This is a genomic window from Achromobacter aegrifaciens (assembly GCF_902859735.1).
GTDB lineage: Bacteria > Pseudomonadota > Gammaproteobacteria > Burkholderiales > Burkholderiaceae_B > Achromobacter > Achromobacter aegrifaciens.
The window spans coordinates 138,047-156,633 of the sequence record NZ_CADIJY010000006.1 but is presented as its reverse complement, the minus strand read 5'-3'; the positions used below and the strand labels follow the sequence as shown (position 1 = coordinate 156,633).

Genomic DNA, 18,587 nt, shown 5'->3' with positions numbered 1-18,587 from the left:
CGCCTAGTGAATGTGGAAGCCGCCATTGACGTCGACCACGATGCCGGTTGAGTAGGAGGACAGGTCCGAGGCCAGGAAAAGTATGGCCTGGGCGACTTCGGCGGGCGAGCCGAAACGCTGTAGCGGAATGCCCTGTTTGAGTTCTTGTTCCCAATTTTCGCCGAATTTTCCCAGCGTCATGTCCGTTTCGATGATGCCGGGCGCCACGCAATTGGCGCGCACCCCGCGCGGGCCGAGCTCGCGCGCCAGCGCCTTGGTGAAGCTGATGACGCCGCCCTTGGATGCGGCGTAATGCGAGCCGCCCAGCAGGCCGCCGCCGCGCAAGGCGGCGGTGGAGCCCAGGTTGACGATGGCCGGACGCCGCGCGCTTTGCAGCAATTCCGGCAGCGCCGCATGCGTGACGTTGTAGGTGCCGGTCAGGTTCACCTCCACCATGCGGCGGAACTCGTCCTCGGGCAGGTCCCAGATGCGCGTGGCCGCGACGATGCCGGCGTTGTTGACCAGCACGTCGATGCCGCCGAGCGCCTCGCGGGCGCGGGCAATCGCCGCCTCGCAGGAGGCCGAACGGGACACGTCGCAGTGCAGGTCGATGCGGCTCGCGGCCAGCGCCGCGCCGGCGCCTTCCGGATAGGCCTGGTCCAACACCGCGACCGTGGCGCCCTGGGCGATGAAGAGCTCGACGATGGCGGCGCCTATGCCACGGGGGTTGGCGCCCCCCGTGACAATGGCGCGCTTGCCGGCCAGCAGTCCAAGCGCGCCGTCCATCACGATTTCACCAGCGGGCAGGCGCCGTCCTTGAGCGGACGGAAGGCCTGTTCGGCCGGAATCTTGCGCACCAGGTTGTAGTAGTCCCAGTCGCGCTTGGATTCCGAGGGCTTCTTGACCTGGAACAGATAGAGATCGCGCATGATGCGGCCGTCCTCGCGGATGCGGCCGTTCTCGGTCATGAAGTCGTTGATGGGCGTCTCATGCATCTTCTTCAGCACCGGCTCGGACGCGTCCGTGCCCGCCGCCTTGACGGCGTTCAGGTAGTGCATGGCGGCGCTGTAGTTGCTGGCCTGGACCATGGACGGCATGCGGCCGGTGCGTTTGAAATAACGCTCGGACCATTGCCGCGACTTGTCGTCCAGGTCCCAGTAGAAGGGTTCCACCAGGTTCAGGCCCTGCGCGTATTCCAGCCCCACGCTGCGCACGTCCACGATGCTCATGAAGAGGGCGGCCACGCGCTGCTTGCTGCCCATGATGCCGAACTCGAACGCCTGCTTGATGCTGTTGATGGTGTCGCCGCTGCCGTTGGCCAGGCCGATCACCTGGGCCTTGGAGGCCTGCGCCTGCAGCAGGAACGAGGAGAAGTCCGCGCTGGCGATCGGGTGGCGCACGCTGCCTACGACCTGGCCACCCTTGGCCTTGACCACCGCCATGGCGTCGCGCTCCAGCGAATGGCCGAAGGCGTAATCGGAAGTGATGAAGTACCAGCTCTTGCCGCCGTCTTCCATGACGCCGTTGGCCACGCCGGTGGCATAGGCATAGGTGTCGTAGGTCCAGTGCATGCCGTTGGGCGAGCAGGCCTTGCCCGTCAGGTCGGCGGAGCCTGCGCTGGTGAAGATCACCACGCGCTTCATCTGGCGGGTCAGGTCCTGCACCGCCAGTGCGATCGCGGAGTTGGGCACGTCCAGGATCAGGTCCACCTTGTCATTCTCGTACCAGCGGCGCGCGGTCGCCACGCCGATGTCGACCTTGTTCTGGTGGTCGGCCGAGATCACTTCGATGGGCTTGCCCAGCACGGTGCCGCCGAAATCCTCGACGGCCATCTTCACGGCTTCCACGCCAAACTTGCCGGACAGGTCGGCCATCATGCCGGACTGGTCGCCGAGCACGCCGATCTTCACGACGTCATCGGATACCTGCGCCTGGGCCGATACGGACAGGGCGCCCAGCACGCAGGCGGCCAGGCTGTTCTTCAAACGGGTCTTCATGGGTATGTCTCCTCGGGGGCTAGTTTCTTTGCGCGCCGTCCTGTGCCGGACGGTCGCGCCGGGGCCGCTTACTCCAGCGTCTGGCCGGCGTAGGCGTCGATGAACATATTGGGTTTCAGGAAGAAGCTCAGCACCAAAGCGCCATTGGGCGCGCGCGCCACGTGCCGGTTGCCGCGCGGACGCCACACGTAGTCGCCAGCGCAGACCTCGCCTTCGGCGTCGACGATCGAGCCTTCCAGCACGAAGGTCTGTTCGACCTCCACGTGCTCATGCAGCGGCAGCTCGGTGCCGGGCTGCCAGCGGAACAGGGCGGTCAGCAAGCCGGTCTCCTTGTCCTGCATCAGCACCTTCATGTCTATGCCTTCCACTTGCGTCGGTTTCCACGGCAGATCGGCAACTTTGAGGAAGCGTGAAGCCAGGGGCGGCAAGGCGTTGGCTGCGGGGCAGCCGGGAGTTTCCAGGGCCATGATGTCTCCTACCAGAACTCTTTATGAGAGATAAAGAAAAAATCTTGTTATTGAGTGTTTAAAAATAGTCGCGTATATTGAGATTTATGTCAATCATGTTTTCGCCTGGCGCAAGCATGCAGCGACACAGGCCGGGCCAAGAAATCCGGCGCATATAAGACCAAGGAGACAAGCTTGAAACACGACTATCTGGACCGCACGTTCGGTCTGGCGGGGCGCGTCGCGCTGGTGACGGGCGCAGCAAGGGGACTGGGCTACGCCATCGCGCGAGCATTGGGCCAGGCTGGCGCCCAGGTGGTAATCAACGATCTTTCCGGCGAGGCCTGCGCGGCCGCCTGCGAGCGCCTGGCGGCCGAAGGCATCAAGGCCCACGGGGCGCCTTTCGATGTCGCCGACGAAAAGGCCGTGGCCGATGCCGTCGCGCAACTGGATAACGCGGGGCTGGCGGTCGACGTACTGGTCAGCAATGCCGGCAACCAGAACCGCAAGCCCGTGGTGGAGATGAGCTCCGCCGAATGGCAGGCCTTGCAGAACGTGCACGTCAACGGCGCCTTCCATTGCGCGCGGGCCGTGCTGCCCGGCATGGGCAAGCGCGGCTTCGGCCGCATCGTGCTGATGTCGTCCGTGGCAGGGCAGGCCACCATGCCCAACATCGCCGCCTACGCCACGGCCAAGGGCGCGATCGCGGCCTTCACGCGCGCGCTGGCGGTCGAATACGGCGCCAGCGGCATCACCTGCAATGCGCTGGCGCCCGGTTTCGTGCGCACCGATTTCACGCAGGGGCTGCAGGACAATCCGCAGTTCCAGTCCTTCCTGGCCACGGCGGTGCCCGCCGGCCGCTGGGCCGCGCCGGAAGACATTGCACCCGCGGTGGTCTACCTGGCCTCGCCGGGCGCCGCGTTCGTCAACGGACACGTCCTGGCGATCGACGGCGGCCTGCTGGCCCGCATGTAGGAGCGCGCCCATGAACACCCCAGCGGTCCTGTCCGCCCAGGGATTGGTCAAGCGGTTCGGCGGCTTCAATGCCGTCGACGGCGTGTCCCTGTCCCTGCGCGAAGGCTCCATCCATGCCTTGATCGGCCCCAATGGCGCAGGCAAAACCACCTGCTTCAACCTGCTGACCAAGTTCCTCGCGCCCGACGCGGGCGTCATCCACTATCGGGGCCGCGACATCACGGCGCTGGCGCCCGAGCAGATCGCGCGCCTGGGCATCGTCCGCTCGTTCCAGATATCCGCCGTGTTCCTGGGCCTGACGGCGCTGCAGAACATGCGCGTGGCGCTGATGCGCCAGCACGGCGATGGTTGGCGCTTCTGGCGCAGCCGCAGCAGCATCGACCACCTGAACGGCCGCGCCATGGAACTGCTGGACGCGGTCGGCCTCTCCGGCCTGGCGCACACCACCGCGGCGCTGCTGCCTTATGGACGCAAGCGCGCACTGGAAATCGCGATGACTCTGGCGCTGGAGCCGGAAATCATGTTGCTGGACGAGCCCATGGCGGGCCTGGGCCAGGAGGACGTGACCCGCATCGCCGCGCTGATCCGGCGCGCGTCCGCCAACCGCAGCATCCTGATGGTCGAACACAACCTGTCGGTAGTGGCGGATCTGTCCGACACCATCACGGTGCTGGCGCGCGGCGCGGTGCTGGCCGAGGGCGACTACGCCACCGTGTCGAGCGACGAGCGCGTCATCACGGCCTACATGGGCTCCGACGAGGAGGCGCACTGAGATGCTGGTTATCAAGGACCTCAACGCCTGGTACGGCGAATCCCACGTGCTGCACGGCGTGGACATGGAAGTCAGGCGCGGCGAACTCGTCACCATCCTGGGCCGCAACGGGGCGGGCAAGACGACCACGCTGCGCGCCATCATGGGCATCATGGACAAGCGGCGCGGTTCCATCCGCTTGAACGGCCAGGAGACCGTGGGCATGGCGGCGCACCGCATTCCGCGGTTGGGCGTGGTGTATTGCCCCGAAGAACGGGCCGTGTTCCGCAGCCTGGACGTGACCGAAAACCTGATGCTGCCGCCGCGCCTGGCCGATGGCGGCATGTCGCTGGACGAAATCTACACGCTGTTTCCCAACCTGCGCGAACGCAGCGCCAGTTCCGGCGGCAACCTGTCGGGCGGCGAACAGCAGATGCTGGCGATCGCGCGCATCCTGCGCACCGGCGCCCAGCTCATCCTGCTGGACGAACCCACCGAGGGCCTCGCGCCCGTCATCGTGCAGCAGATCGGGCATGCCATCCGCACCCTGAAGGAGCGGGGCTTCACCATCGTGCTGGTCGAGCAGAACTTCCGTTTCGCGACCAAGGTGGCTGACCGCCACTACGTCATGGAGCACGGCTGCGTCGTCGACCAGCTGTCGGCAGAAGAAGCGCGCAACGATCCCGAGCGGATCAAGCGCCGCCTGGGCGTCTGAGGGGAGAATCCACGTGTTCGAAATATTCGGCGTGCCGTCCACGGCACTATTCGGCCAACTGCTGCTCGGCCTGATCAACGGTTCGTTCTACGCACTGCTGTCGATCGGGCTGGCGGTGATCTTCGGCCTGTTGAACATCATCAACTTCGCCCATGGCGCGCAGTACACGGCGGGTGCATTCCTGGCCTGGATGCTGCTGAACTATCTGGGCGTGAACTACTGGGCAGCGCTGGTGCTGGTGCCGCTCATCATGGCCGTGTTCGCCATCGTGGTCGAGCGCCTGTTGATCTCGCGCACCTACCGCATGGATCACTTGTACGGGCTGTTGCTGACCTTTGGCATCGCGCTGCTGATCGAAGGCGGCCTGCGTCAGGCCTATGGCGTATCGGGGTTGCCCTACACGATACCCAAGGCGTTGTCTGGCGGCGTCAACCTGGGCTTCATGTTCCTGCCCTGGTATCGCGGCTGGGCGGTGGCGGTGTCGCTGGTGCTGTGCCTGGCCGTGTGGGTGCTGATCGAGAAGACCCGCGTGGGCGCGATGCTGCGCGCGGCCACCGAGAATCCGACGGTGGTGCGCTCCTTCGGCATCAACGTGCCGCTGCTCATCACGCTGACCTACGCGCTGGGCGTGGCGCTGGCGTCGGTGGCGGGCGTGATCGCCGCGCCGATCTACCAGGTCAGTCCGATGATGGGCTCCAACCTCGTGGTGGTGGTGTTCGCGGTGGTGGTGATCGGCGGCATGGGCTCCATCATGGGCGCCATCATCAGTGGTTTCGGGCTGGGCATCATCGAAGGCCTGACCAAGGTGTTCTATCCCGAGGCCGCCAACCTGGCGATCTTCATCATCATGGTACTGGTGCTGCTGTGCAAGCCCGCGGGCCTGTTCGGCAAGCCGCTGCAGGTGCAGAACGTGCTGGCCGCCGAGGCCACACGCGAGCCGGTGCAGCTGAGCCGCCGCGGCATGCGCGTGGCGATGGCGGCGCTGGCCGTGGCCGCCATCGCCGCGCCCTGGTTCATCTATCCGACCTTTCTGATGAAGGTGCTGTGCTTCGCGCTGTTTGCCGCGGCCTTCAATCTGCTGGTGGGCTACGTGGGCCTGCTGTCGTTCGGCCATGCCGCGTTCTTCGGCGCGGCTGCCTACGCGACCGGCATCGTGATGAAGCTGCTGAGCGCCACGCCCGAACTCGGCCTACTGGCCGGGGTGCTGACGGGGGGGCTGCTGGGTCTGGCGTTTGGCGCCGTCGCGATCCGGCGCCAGGGCATCTACTTCGCGATGATCACGCTGGCGTTGTCGCAACTGGTCTATTTCATCGCGGTCCAGGCGGGCTTTACCGGCGGCGAGGACGGCCTGCAGAGTGTGCCGCGCGGCAAGCTGTTCGGCATCTTCGATCTTGAAGGCGTGATGCCGATGTATTACTTCACGTTGGCCGTGTTCGCGCTGGGCTATGCCTTTGTGCTGCGCGTGCTGAACTCGCCCTTTGGCGAGGTGATCCGTTCGGTGCGCGACAACGAGCAGCGCGCGCGCTCGCTGGGCTATTCCACTTCGCGCTACAAGCTGATGGCGTTCACGCTGTCGGCCTCGGTGGCGGGGCTGGCCGGCGGCCTGAAGGTGCTGGTGTTCGGCGTCGCGTCGTTGACGGACGTGCATTGGCACGCCAACGGCGAAGTGGTGCTGATGGCGCTGCTGGGCGGCATCGGCACGGTGTTCGGCCCGTTGGCCGGCGCGTTCACCTTCGTGTCGCTGCAGAACTACCTGGCGCCGCTGGGCTCCTGGGTGCTCATCGTCCAGGGCGCAATCTTCGTCCTCTGCGTCCTCCTGTTCCGCGACGGCATCATGGGATTGGTCTCGCGAGCCTGGCTGGCGCTTACCCGTACGAAAAAGGAATCCTGATGTACTTGCATGTCGTAATGCTGCAGCTGTCCGAGGCCGCCGACGCGCGCTTCCATGACCGCGTCCAGGGCTATTGCCAACGCATCCTGGCCGAATGCGAAGGCGTGGCGGGCTACGCCTTCCGGCCCAACGAAGCCAGCCGCTCGGACGGCCTGACCCACGCCGTGGTGGCGGCCTTTGCGGACAGCCCCGCGCATGACCGCTACCAGGTCTCGCCCGCGCACCAGGAGATGAAGGCCTACATGGCCGGCTTCATCGAGCGCCTGGTGGTGTATGACGGGGAAATTCCTACGTTCAGCTGAATGGCCCGAACCGCGCCCGGGCTCCCGGAAAGGGATAAACTCGCGGATGACTTTTCATCGTCTGGCCGCCTGCAGGGCAGGCCGCCCGCGGTAGCGGGCGCCTCGCGGGGCTGGCTGTTTTCTATTGCCGGATTCCGGCCACGTATTCTTCATAGGTCGAGTGAACATGGACTACGTATTGCCCCCTCAGCCGCCCGTCGCGGTTCCCGTTGCCGGCAGCGCCGCGCTGTTTCCGGTGCGTCGCGTCTATTGCGTCGGCCGCAATTATGCCGAACACGCCAAGGAAATGGGCTTCACGGGCCGCGAGGATCCGTTCTTCTTCTGCAAGCCGGCCGACGCCGTGCTGAGCGTGGCCGACGGCGAAACCGGCAAGATGCCGTATCCGCCCAAGACCTCCAACCTGCACTACGAAATGGAATTGGTCGTGGTGCTGGGCAAGGGCGGCCGCGACATCCCGGTCGAACAGGCCAATGAGTGTGTGTGGGGCTATGCGCTGGGCCTGGACATGACCCGCCGCGACCTGCAAGGCGAAATGAAGAAGCAGGGCCGCCCCTGGGAAATCGGCAAGGCCTTCGACCTGTCCGCGCCGCTGGGTCCGATCCATCCGCGCAGCGTCGTCGGCACCCTGGAAAAGGGCGCCATCTGGCTGGACGTGAATGGCCAGCGCAAGCAGTCCAGCGACATTTCGCAGATGCTGTGGAACATTCCTGAGAGCATTTCCTACCTGTCCGGCCTGTTCGAACTGCAACCCGGCGACCTCATCTTCACCGGCACGCCCGAAGGCGTGGGCGCCGTGCTGCAAGGCGACGTGATCACCGGCGGCGTCGAAGGCCTGGGTGAACTGCGCGTCCAGATCGTTTAAAGTACGCCCCGGATCCGTTTTCACCACTTCAGGAGCGCCAGCATGCGCAGCAAGATCGTGCTGACCGCCTTCGTCGTGTTCGGCTTCGTTCTCGCCGGTTGCAACACCGTCGCGGGCATGGGCAAGGACATGTCGAAGGCAGGCAACGCCATTACCAACGCCGCCGACAAGTAATTGCCGGGGCGGTTTTGAGAGGGCCTGAGTTGGGAGTCACGCCCCGCTCAGGCCTTTGTACGTTCAGACGCTAGGAAGCAAGGTGTGCTTCTGCGCCCGCTATGAAAATCCTGAGTGAGAAATCGAGTTGCTCGGGCCCGTAGGTGTCGATTCCCAATGCGACGGCCTGGCGTAGCCGTGAATAGGACTTTCCATCGACCGAATCCAGCCATTTCTGAAGCTGGCGAGGTCTGGTGCGATCGACCGCTGACCTGGCCTGCCAGATATCCTTCACATGGCCAACGCAGAGGGCGGCCAGCAGCACGGCCAGGCGCACCGCGGCCGCTTCGCTGAAGCCCGCCCGATTCAGCTGTTCGAGCAATTCCTCGGTCGGCAGCAGGTTCCAGCTCATCAGCTCGGAATCGTCAAAGCGAAGATGTTCCGCCAAGCCCCCCATGGCGACGGCGGCGTCGACCAGGTGGGTCGCGTAGGTCCTGCATGCGTCTTGCCATGTGGCCGCGTGAGCGATGTCGGCGCTGCTGAAGCTGGCCGTCAGCGTGTCCTTCGCGACAAGCGCCAGCAGCGTCTGGCGATCTTTCACGTGATAGTTGAGCGCCTTCCGGTCCACATTGAGCGCATCCGCCAGTGCCTGCATCGACAATTTGTCGTGACCGATGCGCCTTGCCACCCGCAAGATCCGGTCCAGATCAAGGCCGGCTCGTTCTCCTCTTCCGCGCTCAACTTCCCCTAAAACGTCTTTTTTCATCGTCTTTTCGGCGTGATGTTTGGTCAACAAGCAGGCCGCCTCAAGTCTGCTTGAGCGCGGAAAGCATGGCACATCCTGCGGAAAACCCTGCTTGACCTCAGTTGATCGTAACACTAACTTCAACGCCATATTCCCGACCGGGAATATGGCGTTGAAGAGGCGGGATGCTGATCAGAGGGTGCATGGATCGCCGCCAACAACGTCGTGACCAGCAGCAGGCTGCACGGAATGGAGGTGGTTCGCCCAGTGATCAACTTTCGACACCGGTCGGCATGAAATATCTCAATTGGCCCCAAGCCTGGAGCATCCGGGCCGGGCTATCGAGACGGCTGCGGACGCGCTATCGGGATGCCTCCCCTCCTTGAATTCTTGCATCGACCATGACCTATGCGTACATGCCCGATTGTTATGTCTAAACAATCCAGATTTTTCAGAGAACAAGCGAGAAATCCGGGATTGAAGGAGGCCGCGTGCCAAACCAGATCATCAATTCGCGCCAGGTCAAAGTGCCGGCGCACTCGATCGTGTCGATCTTTACCGCCATGGGGGCGATTGCATGGGACTGCAATGCCTCTGAATCCCGAACGGGGCTCGAGCGCGGAACCGTCGCTCAGCTACGGCCCTCATCCGAGGCCTCGGTCGCGGAATCCGCGCCGCCGCCTGCGTCTGATTTTGCGTCTCTTGAGCGCCTGATGGAGCAGGGCGCGCTGGTCCGGATTCCGTCGATTCGAGACACAGTGCTGCGGGATGCCGGCGGATTTCGTTCCGACCTGGCGCGGCACGGGATAGGTTTTCAGATAGTCAGCTTGAACTCCGCGGCTTACGACCTCAAAGGCGGAAACCCGAGGACGCATCGCAAGCAGTCGTACAACGGCCAGGTTCCCACCGTCGCGGAGACACAGCAGCTTGTCCTGACTTATGACCTGGGTCAGCACGGAAACGATCAAAGCCAATTGATTTTCAGCGCCATGACGGGGCACGCGAGCTGGGCGCCGAAGGGGCCTTCGGCGGACATTGCGCTGAGCCGGCTGGCGTACTTCACCACATTCAACAACCGTCAGTGGGAGTTGAAGGCAGGCTATCTCAGCAATGCCCTGGAGTTCGTGGGCTTGTACGTTGGCGGTTCGTTGGCGGTCGGCGCGCAAGGGATGAATGCCATCATTCCCTTTCAGGTCGGCCTGTCACGCCTGCCTTTCGCCACCCCGGGCGTAAACGTGACCTACAACGGCTCTGGCGGCTTCTACAACAAGACCGGAATTCAGCGCAGCATAAGCCCCTATGGAGCAGAGGCCGAAGAGTCGGAACATCAGCATGGGCTGAAGTGGAAAACGCCGGGAAGCGGGTGGTTGGCGATCAACGAAACCGGAGTGAAGCAGCAAGCAAGTCCCGACAACCCTTCGAGATGGTTTCGGATCGGGGGGATTTTCAATACGTCCGACTACGCCAGGTTCGATTCCCGCCAGCGCAGCTCGAACAACTACGCGCTCTATGCCGCGGGAGACCAGCAGATTTCGCGGCTGACGCCCAACTCCTCGTCTGCGCAGGGATGGTACGCCGGCCTTTCCTTGCACCTTGCTCCCGCGGATCAGAATCTGTACACCAAGTTCGTGGAGGCCAGGCTATATACGATAGGGACGTTTCCATCGCGACCCTATGACATGCTATCCGCCACGGTCACCTGGTCGGATTTCAGCGATACCGCGAAGGACGCGTTCGGCAAGCGGGGCGTGGACACGGCCAACTCGAGCAGTGCGGCCATGGTGTCCTACATGGCGCGCCTCTATCCCGGCGTCTATCTGAGCACGGGACTCAGCTACATCCGATCCCCGTCATTCGTGCCCGTGGACAACAATGCCTTGAATTTTCTGGTGGGGTTCAACATGTTCATGTAAGGGGGCATTCTTCCTTTCCGCCCCATGGCCATCTTTACCTATATGGGGACTGCCAAAAAAAACGCCCGATGAGATTCATCGGGCGTTCATTCCTTGGGCCAAGCCTGCGCTGGTCGCCTGCGGCAGGAGGCCCATGGGGGCGAGGCCTACAGCACATCTCCAGCATAGTCGGCCAGGCGCGAACGCTCGCCGCGCTGCAGGGTGACGTGCCCCGAATGCGGCCAGCCCTTGAAGCGGTCGACCACGAAGGTCAGGCCGGAACTGCCTTCGGTCAGGTAGGGCGTATCGATCTGGGCAATGTTGCCCAGGCAAATCACCTTGGTGCCCGGGCCCGCGCGCGTGACCAGCGTCTTCATCTGCTTGGGCGTCAGGTTCTGCGCCTCGTCGATGATCAGGTACTTGTTCAGGAAGGTGCGGCCGCGCATGAAGTTCAGGGACTTGACCTTGATGCGCGAACGGATCAGATCCATGGTGGCGGCGCGCCCCCAGTCCCCGTTGCCTTCGCCTTCACCCATGTTCAGGACGTCCAGGTTGTCTTCCAGGGCGCCCATCCAGGGCAGCATCTTCTCTTCTTCCGTACCCGGCAGGAAACCGATGTCTTCCCCGACCGGCACCGTGACGCGGGTCATGATGATTTCGGTGTAGCGCTTGGTTTCCAGCACCTGGGTGATGCCCGCGGCCAGCGCCAGCAGCGTCTTGCCCGTGCCCGCCTGACCCAGCAGCGACACGAAGTCGCACTCCGGATTCATCAGCAGGTTCATGGCGAAGTTCTGCTCGCGGTTGCGCGCGGTGATGCCCCAGACGTTGTTCTTGCCGTGGGTGTAGTCGCGCAGCGTGGCCAGCACCGCCATCTTGCCGCTGACCTCGCGCACCTGCGCGTACAGCGGCATCTGGCCTTCGAAGTAGACGAACTGGTTGACCACGAACTGCGAGCACAGCGGGCCATGGATGCGGTAGAAGGTGGTGCCGCCCTGTTGCCAGGATTCCACGTCCTTGCCGTGCTTGTTCCAGAAGTCCTCGGGCAGCTGCATCACGCCCGAGTACATCAGGTCCGAGTCCTCCATGACATGGTCGTTGAAGTAGTCTTCAGCGGCCATGCCCAGCGCGCGCGCCTTCAGGCGCATGTTGATGTCCTTGGACACCAGCACGACTTCGCGCTGCGGGTACTTTTCCTGCAGGGCGCGCACGACGCCCAGGATCTGGTTGTCGGCCTTGCCCATGGGCAGGTCGGACGGCAGCGTGCTGTGGATCGCGGTCGTCTGGAACATCAGGCGGCCGGTGGCGTCCTTGTTGCCCAGCTTGGTCAGCTCCAGGCCTTCGTCCAGCTGGGTCGCGTCCTGCACCAGCGCGTCCAGCGAACGGCTGACCTGGCGCGCGTTGCGCGCCACTTCCGACATGCCCTTCTTCTGATGGTCCAGCTCTTCGAGCGTCATCATCGGCAGGAAGATGTCGTGCTCTTCGAAGCGGAACAGGGAACTGGGATCGTGCAGCAGCACGTTGGTGTCCAGCACGAACAGCTTGCGCGGTTCGTTCTGGGCGCGGGCTTTGGTGCGCTTGGCTGGCGCCGGCTTGGCGCGGCGCGTTTCGGCGCGCGCAGCGGGAGCGGCTGGCGCCGGCGGCGGCACCTGGCGGGCGGGCGCGGGGATCTGCGCCTTGCGGGCCGGTGCGGCCAGGCCTTCAAGTTCGGGCTGGACGAGGAGCTCGTCTTCGTTGTCCTCGGCGAGGACTGCCTGGGTACTGGACCGCGCAGCGGCGGTCTTGGTGCTGCGGGCCTGCGCCCGGGCGGATTCGCCCGAGGGGAAGGTCAGGATGGCTGCGGGACGGGTGGGCAACTTCGGAAGCGGCATATTTGTCACTCTCCAGTGTGGGCCGGCTATAGCGCCTGACGGGTAAAACCTGTGCTGACGGCTAACCGATGCTCTTCGCTGCTTGCAGGACTTCCTTGGCGTGGCCCGGGACCTTCACCCCGCGCCACTCCTGCACCAGCACGCCATAGGCATCGATCAGGAAGGTGCTGCGCTCGATGCCGCGCACCTGCTTGCCGTACATGTTCTTCTGCTTGATGACGCCGAACAGATTGCAGACGGTTTCGTCGGCGTCGGAGATGAGAGGGAAGGGAAGCTCGTACTTGGCCTTGAAGTTCTCGTGCGATTTCAATGAATCGCGCGAGATGCCGATGACCACCGCGCTGGCCGCCAGGAATTCGGCGTGCAGGTCGCGGAAATCCTGGCTTTCGGTGGTGCAGCCAGGCGTGTTGTCCTTGGGATAGAAATACAGGATCACGGCGCGGCCCTGGCATTGCTCCAGGCTGATCGGACCTATGGTGCTTTCGGCGGTGAACAGCGGGGCGGGTTTGCCTATGGTCGGCGTCATTTCTGGGATTCTCCGTTGGGGGGGATGAGGGCCACGACCACGCGCCGGCCCTCCGCCATCAGGATGTTGTAGGTGCGCGAGGCGGCGTGCGTGTCCATGATCTCGACGCCGATGCCGGCCGCCAGCAGGGGGCGCAGCACGTCGGGGCGCAGGAACTGCTGGCGCGCGCCCGTGCCCACCAGCAGCACTTCCGGCGCATTCGCGGGACGGCTGGGGCTGGCTTCCGGTTCGTCCAGAAAGTCCATGGGGTCGCGGACGGGCTCGGACAATCCGGCCGCCTGGCGCAAGAGGGTGGGGGTGATGTCGGCCGGCGACTCAACAGGCCAGTGGGTCACTTCGCCTTCGGGGCCGAACGCGACCGAGGAGGAAAAACGTACCTGGTTGACCTCGATATAGCCATCGCCATAGGCGGTGACGGTATTCAGAGCGGCCGTCGCAGGATCGGTATGCAGCTTCAATAAAAACTCCGGCTATATGGCCCGATAATAGCGCATCGGGATGACGCCATGTTGCAGGGTATCCACGAGAGAGACCCCTACGCCGCACTCGCTGCGCCCGCTTGCTGCCCCCAAGAGGGGGCGCGTTTTGCCTTGGGGCGGCCCGGCGGAGAACCGAGGCCCCCACGCCGCACTCGCTGCGCTCGCTTGCTGCCCCCCGAGGGGGTGTTTTGCCTTGGGGCGGCCCGGCGGAGAAACGAGGCCCCCACGCCGCACTCGCTGCGCTCGCTTGCTGCCCCCCGAGGGGGCGTTTTGCCTTGGGGCGGCCCGGCGGCAAAACAGGGCTTCTTTGCCACGCGATTTCCCTCGGGCGGACCCTGAAATCGGCCCCTTTTTTTCCCCATTTGCCGCACAGCCCTCCTTGCGCTAGATTACAGGGTTTTGCTGCACTGCAATCCCTTGCCGGCGCAGCGTTTCGGACCCTTTTCCCCTTCGCGCATTCGCGCCCTGGTTTTTTCGCCCTTTTTATCGCCCCCTAAGGATTCCCATCATGAGGAAGTTCTCCCGCATCGAGCGTCTGCCCCCGTACGTTTTCAACATTACCGGCGAGCTCAAGATGGCGGCGCGTAGGCGTGGCGAAGACATCATCGACATGTCGATGGGCAATCCGGACGGCGCGACTCCCAAGCACATCGTCGACAAGATGGTGGAAGCGACGACGCGCCCGACCACGCACGGCTATTCCGTGTCCAAGGGCATTCCGCGCCTGCGCAAGGCGATCTGTGACTGGTACCAGCGCCGCTATGCGGTCGAGTTCGATCCGGATTCCGAAGCCATCGTCACCATCGGTTCGAAGGAAGGCCTGGCCCACCTGATGCTGGCCACGCTGGACCGCGGCGACACCGTGCTGGTGCCGAACCCCAGCTATCCGATCCATATCTACGGCGCGGTCATCGCCGGCGCCAATATCCGTTCCGTGCGCATGACGCCGGGCGTGGACTTTTTCGAGGAACTGGAGCGCGCCGTGCGCGAGTCCATTCCGAAGCCCAAGATGATGGTGCTGGGCTTCCCCAGCAACCCGACCGCGCAATGCGTGGACCTGTCGTTCTTCGAACGCGTGGTGGCGCTGGCCAAGGAGCACGACATCCTGGTCGTGCATGACCTGGCCTACGCCGACATCACCTTCGATGGCTACGTGGCGCCGTCCATCATGCAAGTGCCCGGCGCGCGCGATGTCGCCGTCGAGTTCTTCACGATGAGCAAGAGCTACAACATGGCGGGCTGGCGCATCGGCTACATGGTCGGCAACCGCGAGCTGGTCAACGCGCTCGCGCGCATCAAGAGCTATCACGACTACGGCACGTTCACGCCGATCCAGGTGGCGTCCATTGCCGCCCTGGATGGTCCGCAGGACTGCGTGAACGAAATCGTGGCGCAGTATCAAAGCCGCCGCGACGTGCTCGTGCGCGGCTTGCATGAAGCAGGTTGGAATGTGGAAATTCCCAAGGCGTCCATGTACATCTGGGCGCAGATCCCCGAACCCTACAGGGCGATGGGCTCTTTGGAATTTGCCAAGCGCGTCCTGTCGGATGCGAAGGTGGCCGTGTCCCCCGGGATCGGCTTTGGCGAGTATGGCGACGAATACGTGCGCTTCGCTTTGATCGAAAACGAGCAGCGCACCCGGCAAGCGGTGCGAGGCATCAAAGACATGTTCCGCAAGGACGGATTGCTGCGCTAGGCCCACCCCCGAAGCGCTGCGCGCTTCCCCCTCAAGGGGGCGCCGCAGCGGACCGGCAAAGCCGGCTCCGCGCGGCCCCGCGTGGCGCTGCCAAGTGTGGAGTCTTTCGTACAGCAGTTATGGAGAACCGAAAATGAATTCCCCTCAACGCCCGCCCGCAGACGGCGCCGCGATGAAACCCATGAAAGTCGGCCTGCTCGGCCTGGGCGTGGTTGGCGGAGGCACCTGGGCGGTGCTGTCGCGCAATGCCGAAGAGATTGCGCGCCGCGCCGGCCGCCGCATTGAAGTGACCCGCGCCGCCGTGCGCGACGTGGCCAAGGCGCGTGCGCGCGTGGGCGACGCGATCCTGGTCGACACCGATGTGCGCGCGCTGGTGCGCGATCCTGAAATCGACATCGTGGTCGAACTGATCGGCGGCGACACGCTGGCGCGCGAGCTGGTGCTGGAAGCCATCGCCAACGGCAAGCACGTCGTGACCGCCAACAAGGCGCTGCTGGCCAAGCACGGCAACGAGATCTTCGCTGCAGCCCATGAACGCGGCGTGATGGTGACCTTCGAAGCCGCCGTCGCGGGCGGCATCCCCATCATCAAGGCGATCCGCGAAGGCCTGACCGCCAACCGCATCCAGTGGGTGGCCGGCATCATCAACGGCACCACCAACTTCATCCTGTCCGAAATGCGTACGCGCGGCCTGCCGTTCGCCGACGTGCTGGCCGAGGCGCAACGCCTGGGCTACGCCGAAGCCGACCCCACGTTCGACGTGGAAGGCGTGGACGCGGCGCACAAGCTGACCCTGCTGGCGTCGCTGGCCTTCGGCGTGCCGGTCCAGTTCGACCGCGCCTACATCGAAGGCATTTCGCAGCTGGCCGCCGAGGACATCGAGCATGCCGAACGCCTGGGCTACCGCATCAAGCTGCTGGGCGTCACCAAGCGCCGTCCGGACGGCATCGAACTGCGCGTGCATCCCGCGCTGGTGCCGGCCGAGCGCCTGCTGGCCAACGTCGAAGGCGCGATGAACGCCGTGCTGGTCAAGGGCGACGCCGTCGGCCCCACGCTGTACTACGGTCAGGGCGCGGGCGAAGAGCCCACCGCCTCGGCCGTGGTGGCCGACCTGGTCGACGTGACCCGCCTGCACACCGCCGATCCGGGCAACCGCGTGCCGCACCTGGCGTTCCAGCCGGACGCCATGTCCGATACGCCGATCCTGCCGATCGAAGATGTCAGCACCTCGTACTACCTGCGCCTGCGCGTGGACGACCAGCCGGGCGTGCTGGCCGACATCGCCCGCATCCTGGCCGACCGTTCCATCTCCATCGGTTCGATGATCCAGCAGCCGTCGCACATCGGCGGCGCCGACATCATCTTCCTGACGCATGAAGCGGTTGAAGGCAACGTCAATCAGGCGATCGAGCGCATCGAAGCCCTGCCGTTCGTGCGCTCGAAAGTGACGCGCCTGCGCGTGGAAAATTTGCTATGAAATACATCTCCACCCGCGGCGGCATGACGCCGCTGCAGTTCTCGGACATCCTGCTGGAAGGCCTGGCGCCGGACGGCGGCTTGGCCGTGCCGGAGCAACTGCCCCAGGTTTCGGCGGAAACGCTGGAGTCCTGGCGCGGCCTGCCGTATGCCGACCTGGCGTTCGAAGTGCTGTCGCTGTTCGCCACCGACATTCCGGCCGACGACCTGCGCCGCTTGACGCGCGCGGCCTACAACCAGCAGACCTTCAACAGCGAGGACATCGTCCCGCTGCGTCCGCTGGACGGCGGCCTGTCGCTGCTGGGCCTGTCCGAAGGGCCGACGCTGGCCTTCAAGGACATGGCCATGCAGTTCCTGGGCCAGGTCTTCGAATACGTGCTGGCCAAGCGCGGCACCACCCTGAACATCGTGGGCGCCACCTCCGGCGACACGGGTTCGGCGGCGGAGTACGCCTTGCGCGGCAAGAAGGGCGTGGCGGTGTTCATGCTGTCGCCCCACGGCCGCATGAGCGCCTTCCAGCGCGCGCAGATGTATTCGCTGCAGGACGAGAACATCCACAACATCGCCGTGCGCGGCGTGTTCGACGAAGCCCAGGACATCGTCAAGGCCCTGGCCGGCGATCTCGAGTTCAAGAGCAAGTACCGCCTGGGTGCGGTCAACTCCATCAACTGGGCGCGCATCGCCGCCCAGGTGGTGTACTACTTCCACGGCTGGCTGCGCGCCACCAGCAAGGCCGGCGAGCAGGTTTCGTTCGCGGTGCCCTCGGGCAATTTCGGCAACATCCTGTCCGGCCACATCGCGCGCAGCATGGGCCTGCCGATCCGCCGCCTGGTGCTGGCCACGAACGAAAACAACGTGCTGGAAGAGTTCTTCCGCACGGGCGTCTATCGTCCGCGGCCCGCCGAGCAGACCTACGCCACCTCCAGCCCGTCCATGGACATTTCGCGCGCGTCGAATTTCGAGCGCTTCGTGTTCGACCTGGTCGGCCGCGACGCGGCGCGCGTCAAGGAACTGTGGGCCGGCATGGCGCGCGACGGGTCTTTCGATCTGTCCGCCCTGAAGCCGCAGTTCGAGGAACGCTATGGCTTCGTGTCGGGCGCAAGCACGCACGAAGACCGCCTCGCGACGATCCGTTCGGTCTACGACGAAACCGGCGTGCTGATCGATCCGCACACCGCCGATGGCGTCAAGGTCGCGCGTGAATTCGTCGAGCCCGGCGTGCCCATGCTGGTCCTGGAAACCGCCTTGCCGGCGAAGTTCTCGGAAACCATTGAAGAGGCCCTGGGCCGTCCGGCCACGCCGCCGGGCAACCTGGCCGATCTTGAATCCTTGCCGCAGCGCGTCGAACTCATGGATTGCGATGCGGGCGCCGTGCGCCGTTTCATCGAGGCGAACGCCAAGGTGTAAAGGCCGCTTGCGTCTTGTATGCGTGTGCAACCCCTCGCAGGCCGGGCCTTCGAGGGGTTTCTTTCATTTTGGCGGGTCTGCGGCTTTACCTTCGCATGCATTTTGACCACAACCCGTCACGAATGCGGGGACAGTGTCAGATACAGTGAATTCACGATTCACTTTCGGAGAACACGCCCATGAAACTGAAGACCATGACGCTCGCCCTGGCCGTGACCGGATTCGGAGTGCTGGCGGGATGCTCGTCTCCGTCGGTCATTCAGCAGCGGGATGGCAGCTCGACCGTGACGCCGGACAAGCCCGAGTACGACAAGGATTCGGGCATGTACGAATACGACAAGGACGGCAAGAAGGTCCAGATCAACAAGGACGACGTGAAGTCGATCGAACAGGTGAAGTGACCGCCGTTCCGATATGCTTGTCCATG

The 18,587-nt window shown here is 64.4% G+C and carries 19 protein-coding genes; 12 read left to right on the top strand and 7 right to left on the bottom strand.

Going from position 1 to position 18,587, the window contains the following annotated elements; translation table 11 throughout:
• Window positions 1–3: 3 nt before the first annotated feature.
• From HV766_RS19235 to HV766_RS19225, 3 genes are all read right to left on the bottom strand, one after another.
• Complete coding sequence (locus HV766_RS19235) at window positions 4–765, bottom strand: SDR family oxidoreductase (RefSeq protein WP_054451067.1); 762 nt, start codon at window positions 763–765, stop codon at window positions 4–6.
• Window positions 765–1,976: an ABC transporter substrate-binding protein gene (locus tag HV766_RS19230; RefSeq protein ID WP_054451068.1), complete on the bottom strand. Its 1,212-nt coding sequence runs from the start codon at window positions 1,974–1,976 to the stop codon at window positions 765–767. The genes HV766_RS19235 and HV766_RS19230 overlap by 1 nt, the downstream gene beginning before the upstream one ends.
• A 68-nt stretch (window positions 1,977–2,044) precedes the next feature.
• Window positions 2,045–2,443 carry a cupin domain-containing protein gene (locus HV766_RS19225; RefSeq protein WP_054451069.1) on the bottom strand — a complete coding sequence of 133 codons (399 nt, stop codon included), beginning with the start codon at window positions 2,441–2,443 and terminating at the stop codon, window positions 2,045–2,047.
• A 174-nt stretch (window positions 2,444–2,617) separates the two neighbouring features.
• Here HV766_RS19225 and HV766_RS19220 point away from each other — a divergent pair, with 174 nt between their 5' ends.
• The 7 genes from HV766_RS19220 to HV766_RS19190 all read left to right on the top strand — a co-directional run bounded on the left by HV766_RS19220 (window position 2,618) and on the right by HV766_RS19190 (window position 8,092).
• Complete coding sequence (locus tag HV766_RS19220; RefSeq protein ID WP_054451070.1) at window positions 2,618–3,397, top strand: SDR family NAD(P)-dependent oxidoreductase; 780 nt, start codon at window positions 2,618–2,620, stop codon at window positions 3,395–3,397.
• A gap of 10 nt (window positions 3,398–3,407) precedes the next feature.
• Entirely contained in the window at window positions 3,408–4,169 is a 762-nt protein-coding gene (locus HV766_RS19215) for an ABC transporter ATP-binding protein (protein ID WP_175181696.1), read from the top strand.
• Window position 4,170: 1 nt separating this feature from the next.
• On the top strand, window positions 4,171–4,863 hold the full coding sequence (locus HV766_RS19210) for an ABC transporter ATP-binding protein (protein WP_054451072.1): 693 nt from the start codon (window positions 4,171–4,173) through the stop codon (window positions 4,861–4,863).
• A gap of 13 nt (window positions 4,864–4,876) precedes the next feature.
• Entirely contained in the window at window positions 4,877–6,754 is a 1,878-nt protein-coding gene (locus tag HV766_RS19205) for an ABC transporter permease (RefSeq protein WP_119450536.1), read from the top strand.
• The gene (locus HV766_RS19200; RefSeq protein ID WP_054451074.1) at window positions 6,754–7,056 is read left to right on the top strand and encodes a Dabb family protein; all 303 of its coding nucleotides are present in this window, start codon (window positions 6,754–6,756) and stop codon (window positions 7,054–7,056) included. The genes HV766_RS19205 and HV766_RS19200 overlap by 1 nt, the downstream gene beginning before the upstream one ends.
• A gap of 166 nt (window positions 7,057–7,222) precedes the next feature.
• The gene (locus tag HV766_RS19195) at window positions 7,223–7,918 is read left to right on the top strand and encodes a fumarylacetoacetate hydrolase family protein (RefSeq protein WP_054451075.1); all 696 of its coding nucleotides are present in this window, start codon (window positions 7,223–7,225) and stop codon (window positions 7,916–7,918) included.
• A 42-nt stretch (window positions 7,919–7,960) separates the two neighbouring features.
• A complete protein-coding gene (locus HV766_RS19190) occupies window positions 7,961–8,092 on the top strand; it encodes an entericidin A/B family lipoprotein (protein WP_042792660.1) in 132 nt (43 codons plus the stop codon).
• 70 nt (window positions 8,093–8,162) lie between these two features.
• Here HV766_RS19190 and HV766_RS19185 read toward each other — a convergent pair whose 3' ends face one another.
• Window positions 8,163–8,867: a TetR/AcrR family transcriptional regulator C-terminal domain-containing protein gene (locus HV766_RS19185; protein WP_175181695.1), complete on the bottom strand. Its 705-nt coding sequence runs from the start codon at window positions 8,865–8,867 to the stop codon at window positions 8,163–8,165.
• Between the two features lie 440 nt (window positions 8,868–9,307).
• On the opposite strand from HV766_RS19185, the gene HV766_RS19180 reads away from it, so the two are divergent.
• On the top strand, window positions 9,308–10,729 hold the full coding sequence (locus HV766_RS19180) for a carbohydrate porin (protein ID WP_125470877.1): 1,422 nt from the start codon (window positions 9,308–9,310) through the stop codon (window positions 10,727–10,729).
• A 146-nt stretch (window positions 10,730–10,875) separates the two neighbouring features.
• Here HV766_RS19180 and HV766_RS19175 read toward each other — a convergent pair whose 3' ends face one another.
• From HV766_RS19175 to HV766_RS19165, 3 genes are all read right to left on the bottom strand, one after another.
• Window positions 10,876–12,576: a PhoH family protein gene (locus HV766_RS19175; RefSeq protein ID WP_054451078.1), complete on the bottom strand. Its 1,701-nt coding sequence runs from the start codon at window positions 12,574–12,576 to the stop codon at window positions 10,876–10,878.
• Between the two features lie 61 nt (window positions 12,577–12,637).
• The gene (locus tag HV766_RS19170; protein ID WP_054451079.1) at window positions 12,638–13,102 is read right to left on the bottom strand and encodes a peroxiredoxin; all 465 of its coding nucleotides are present in this window, start codon (window positions 13,100–13,102) and stop codon (window positions 12,638–12,640) included.
• On the bottom strand, window positions 13,099–13,560 hold the full coding sequence (locus HV766_RS19165) for an Mth938-like domain-containing protein (RefSeq protein ID WP_054451080.1): 462 nt from the start codon (window positions 13,558–13,560) through the stop codon (window positions 13,099–13,101). Before HV766_RS19165 ends, HV766_RS19170 begins: the two co-directional genes overlap by 4 nt.
• A gap of 529 nt (window positions 13,561–14,089) precedes the next feature.
• On the opposite strand from HV766_RS19165, the gene alaC reads away from it, so the two are divergent.
• From alaC to HV766_RS19145, 4 genes are all read left to right on the top strand, one after another.
• Window positions 14,090–15,277, top strand: coding sequence for an alanine transaminase (gene alaC, locus HV766_RS19160; protein ID WP_054451081.1), 1,188 nt, complete (start codon window positions 14,090–14,092; stop codon window positions 15,275–15,277).
• A gap of 172 nt (window positions 15,278–15,449) precedes the next feature.
• A complete protein-coding gene (locus HV766_RS19155) occupies window positions 15,450–16,754 on the top strand; it encodes a homoserine dehydrogenase (RefSeq protein ID WP_175181723.1) in 1,305 nt (434 codons plus the stop codon).
• Complete coding sequence (thrC, locus tag HV766_RS19150) at window positions 16,751–18,160, top strand: threonine synthase (protein WP_119450532.1); 1,410 nt, start codon at window positions 16,751–16,753, stop codon at window positions 18,158–18,160. Before HV766_RS19155 ends, thrC begins: the two co-directional genes overlap by 4 nt.
• Window positions 18,161–18,339: 179 nt before the next feature.
• A complete protein-coding gene (locus HV766_RS19145) occupies window positions 18,340–18,561 on the top strand; it encodes a YgdI/YgdR family lipoprotein (protein WP_054451084.1) in 222 nt (73 codons plus the stop codon).
• The last annotated feature ends 26 nt before the right edge of the window (window positions 18,562–18,587 follow it).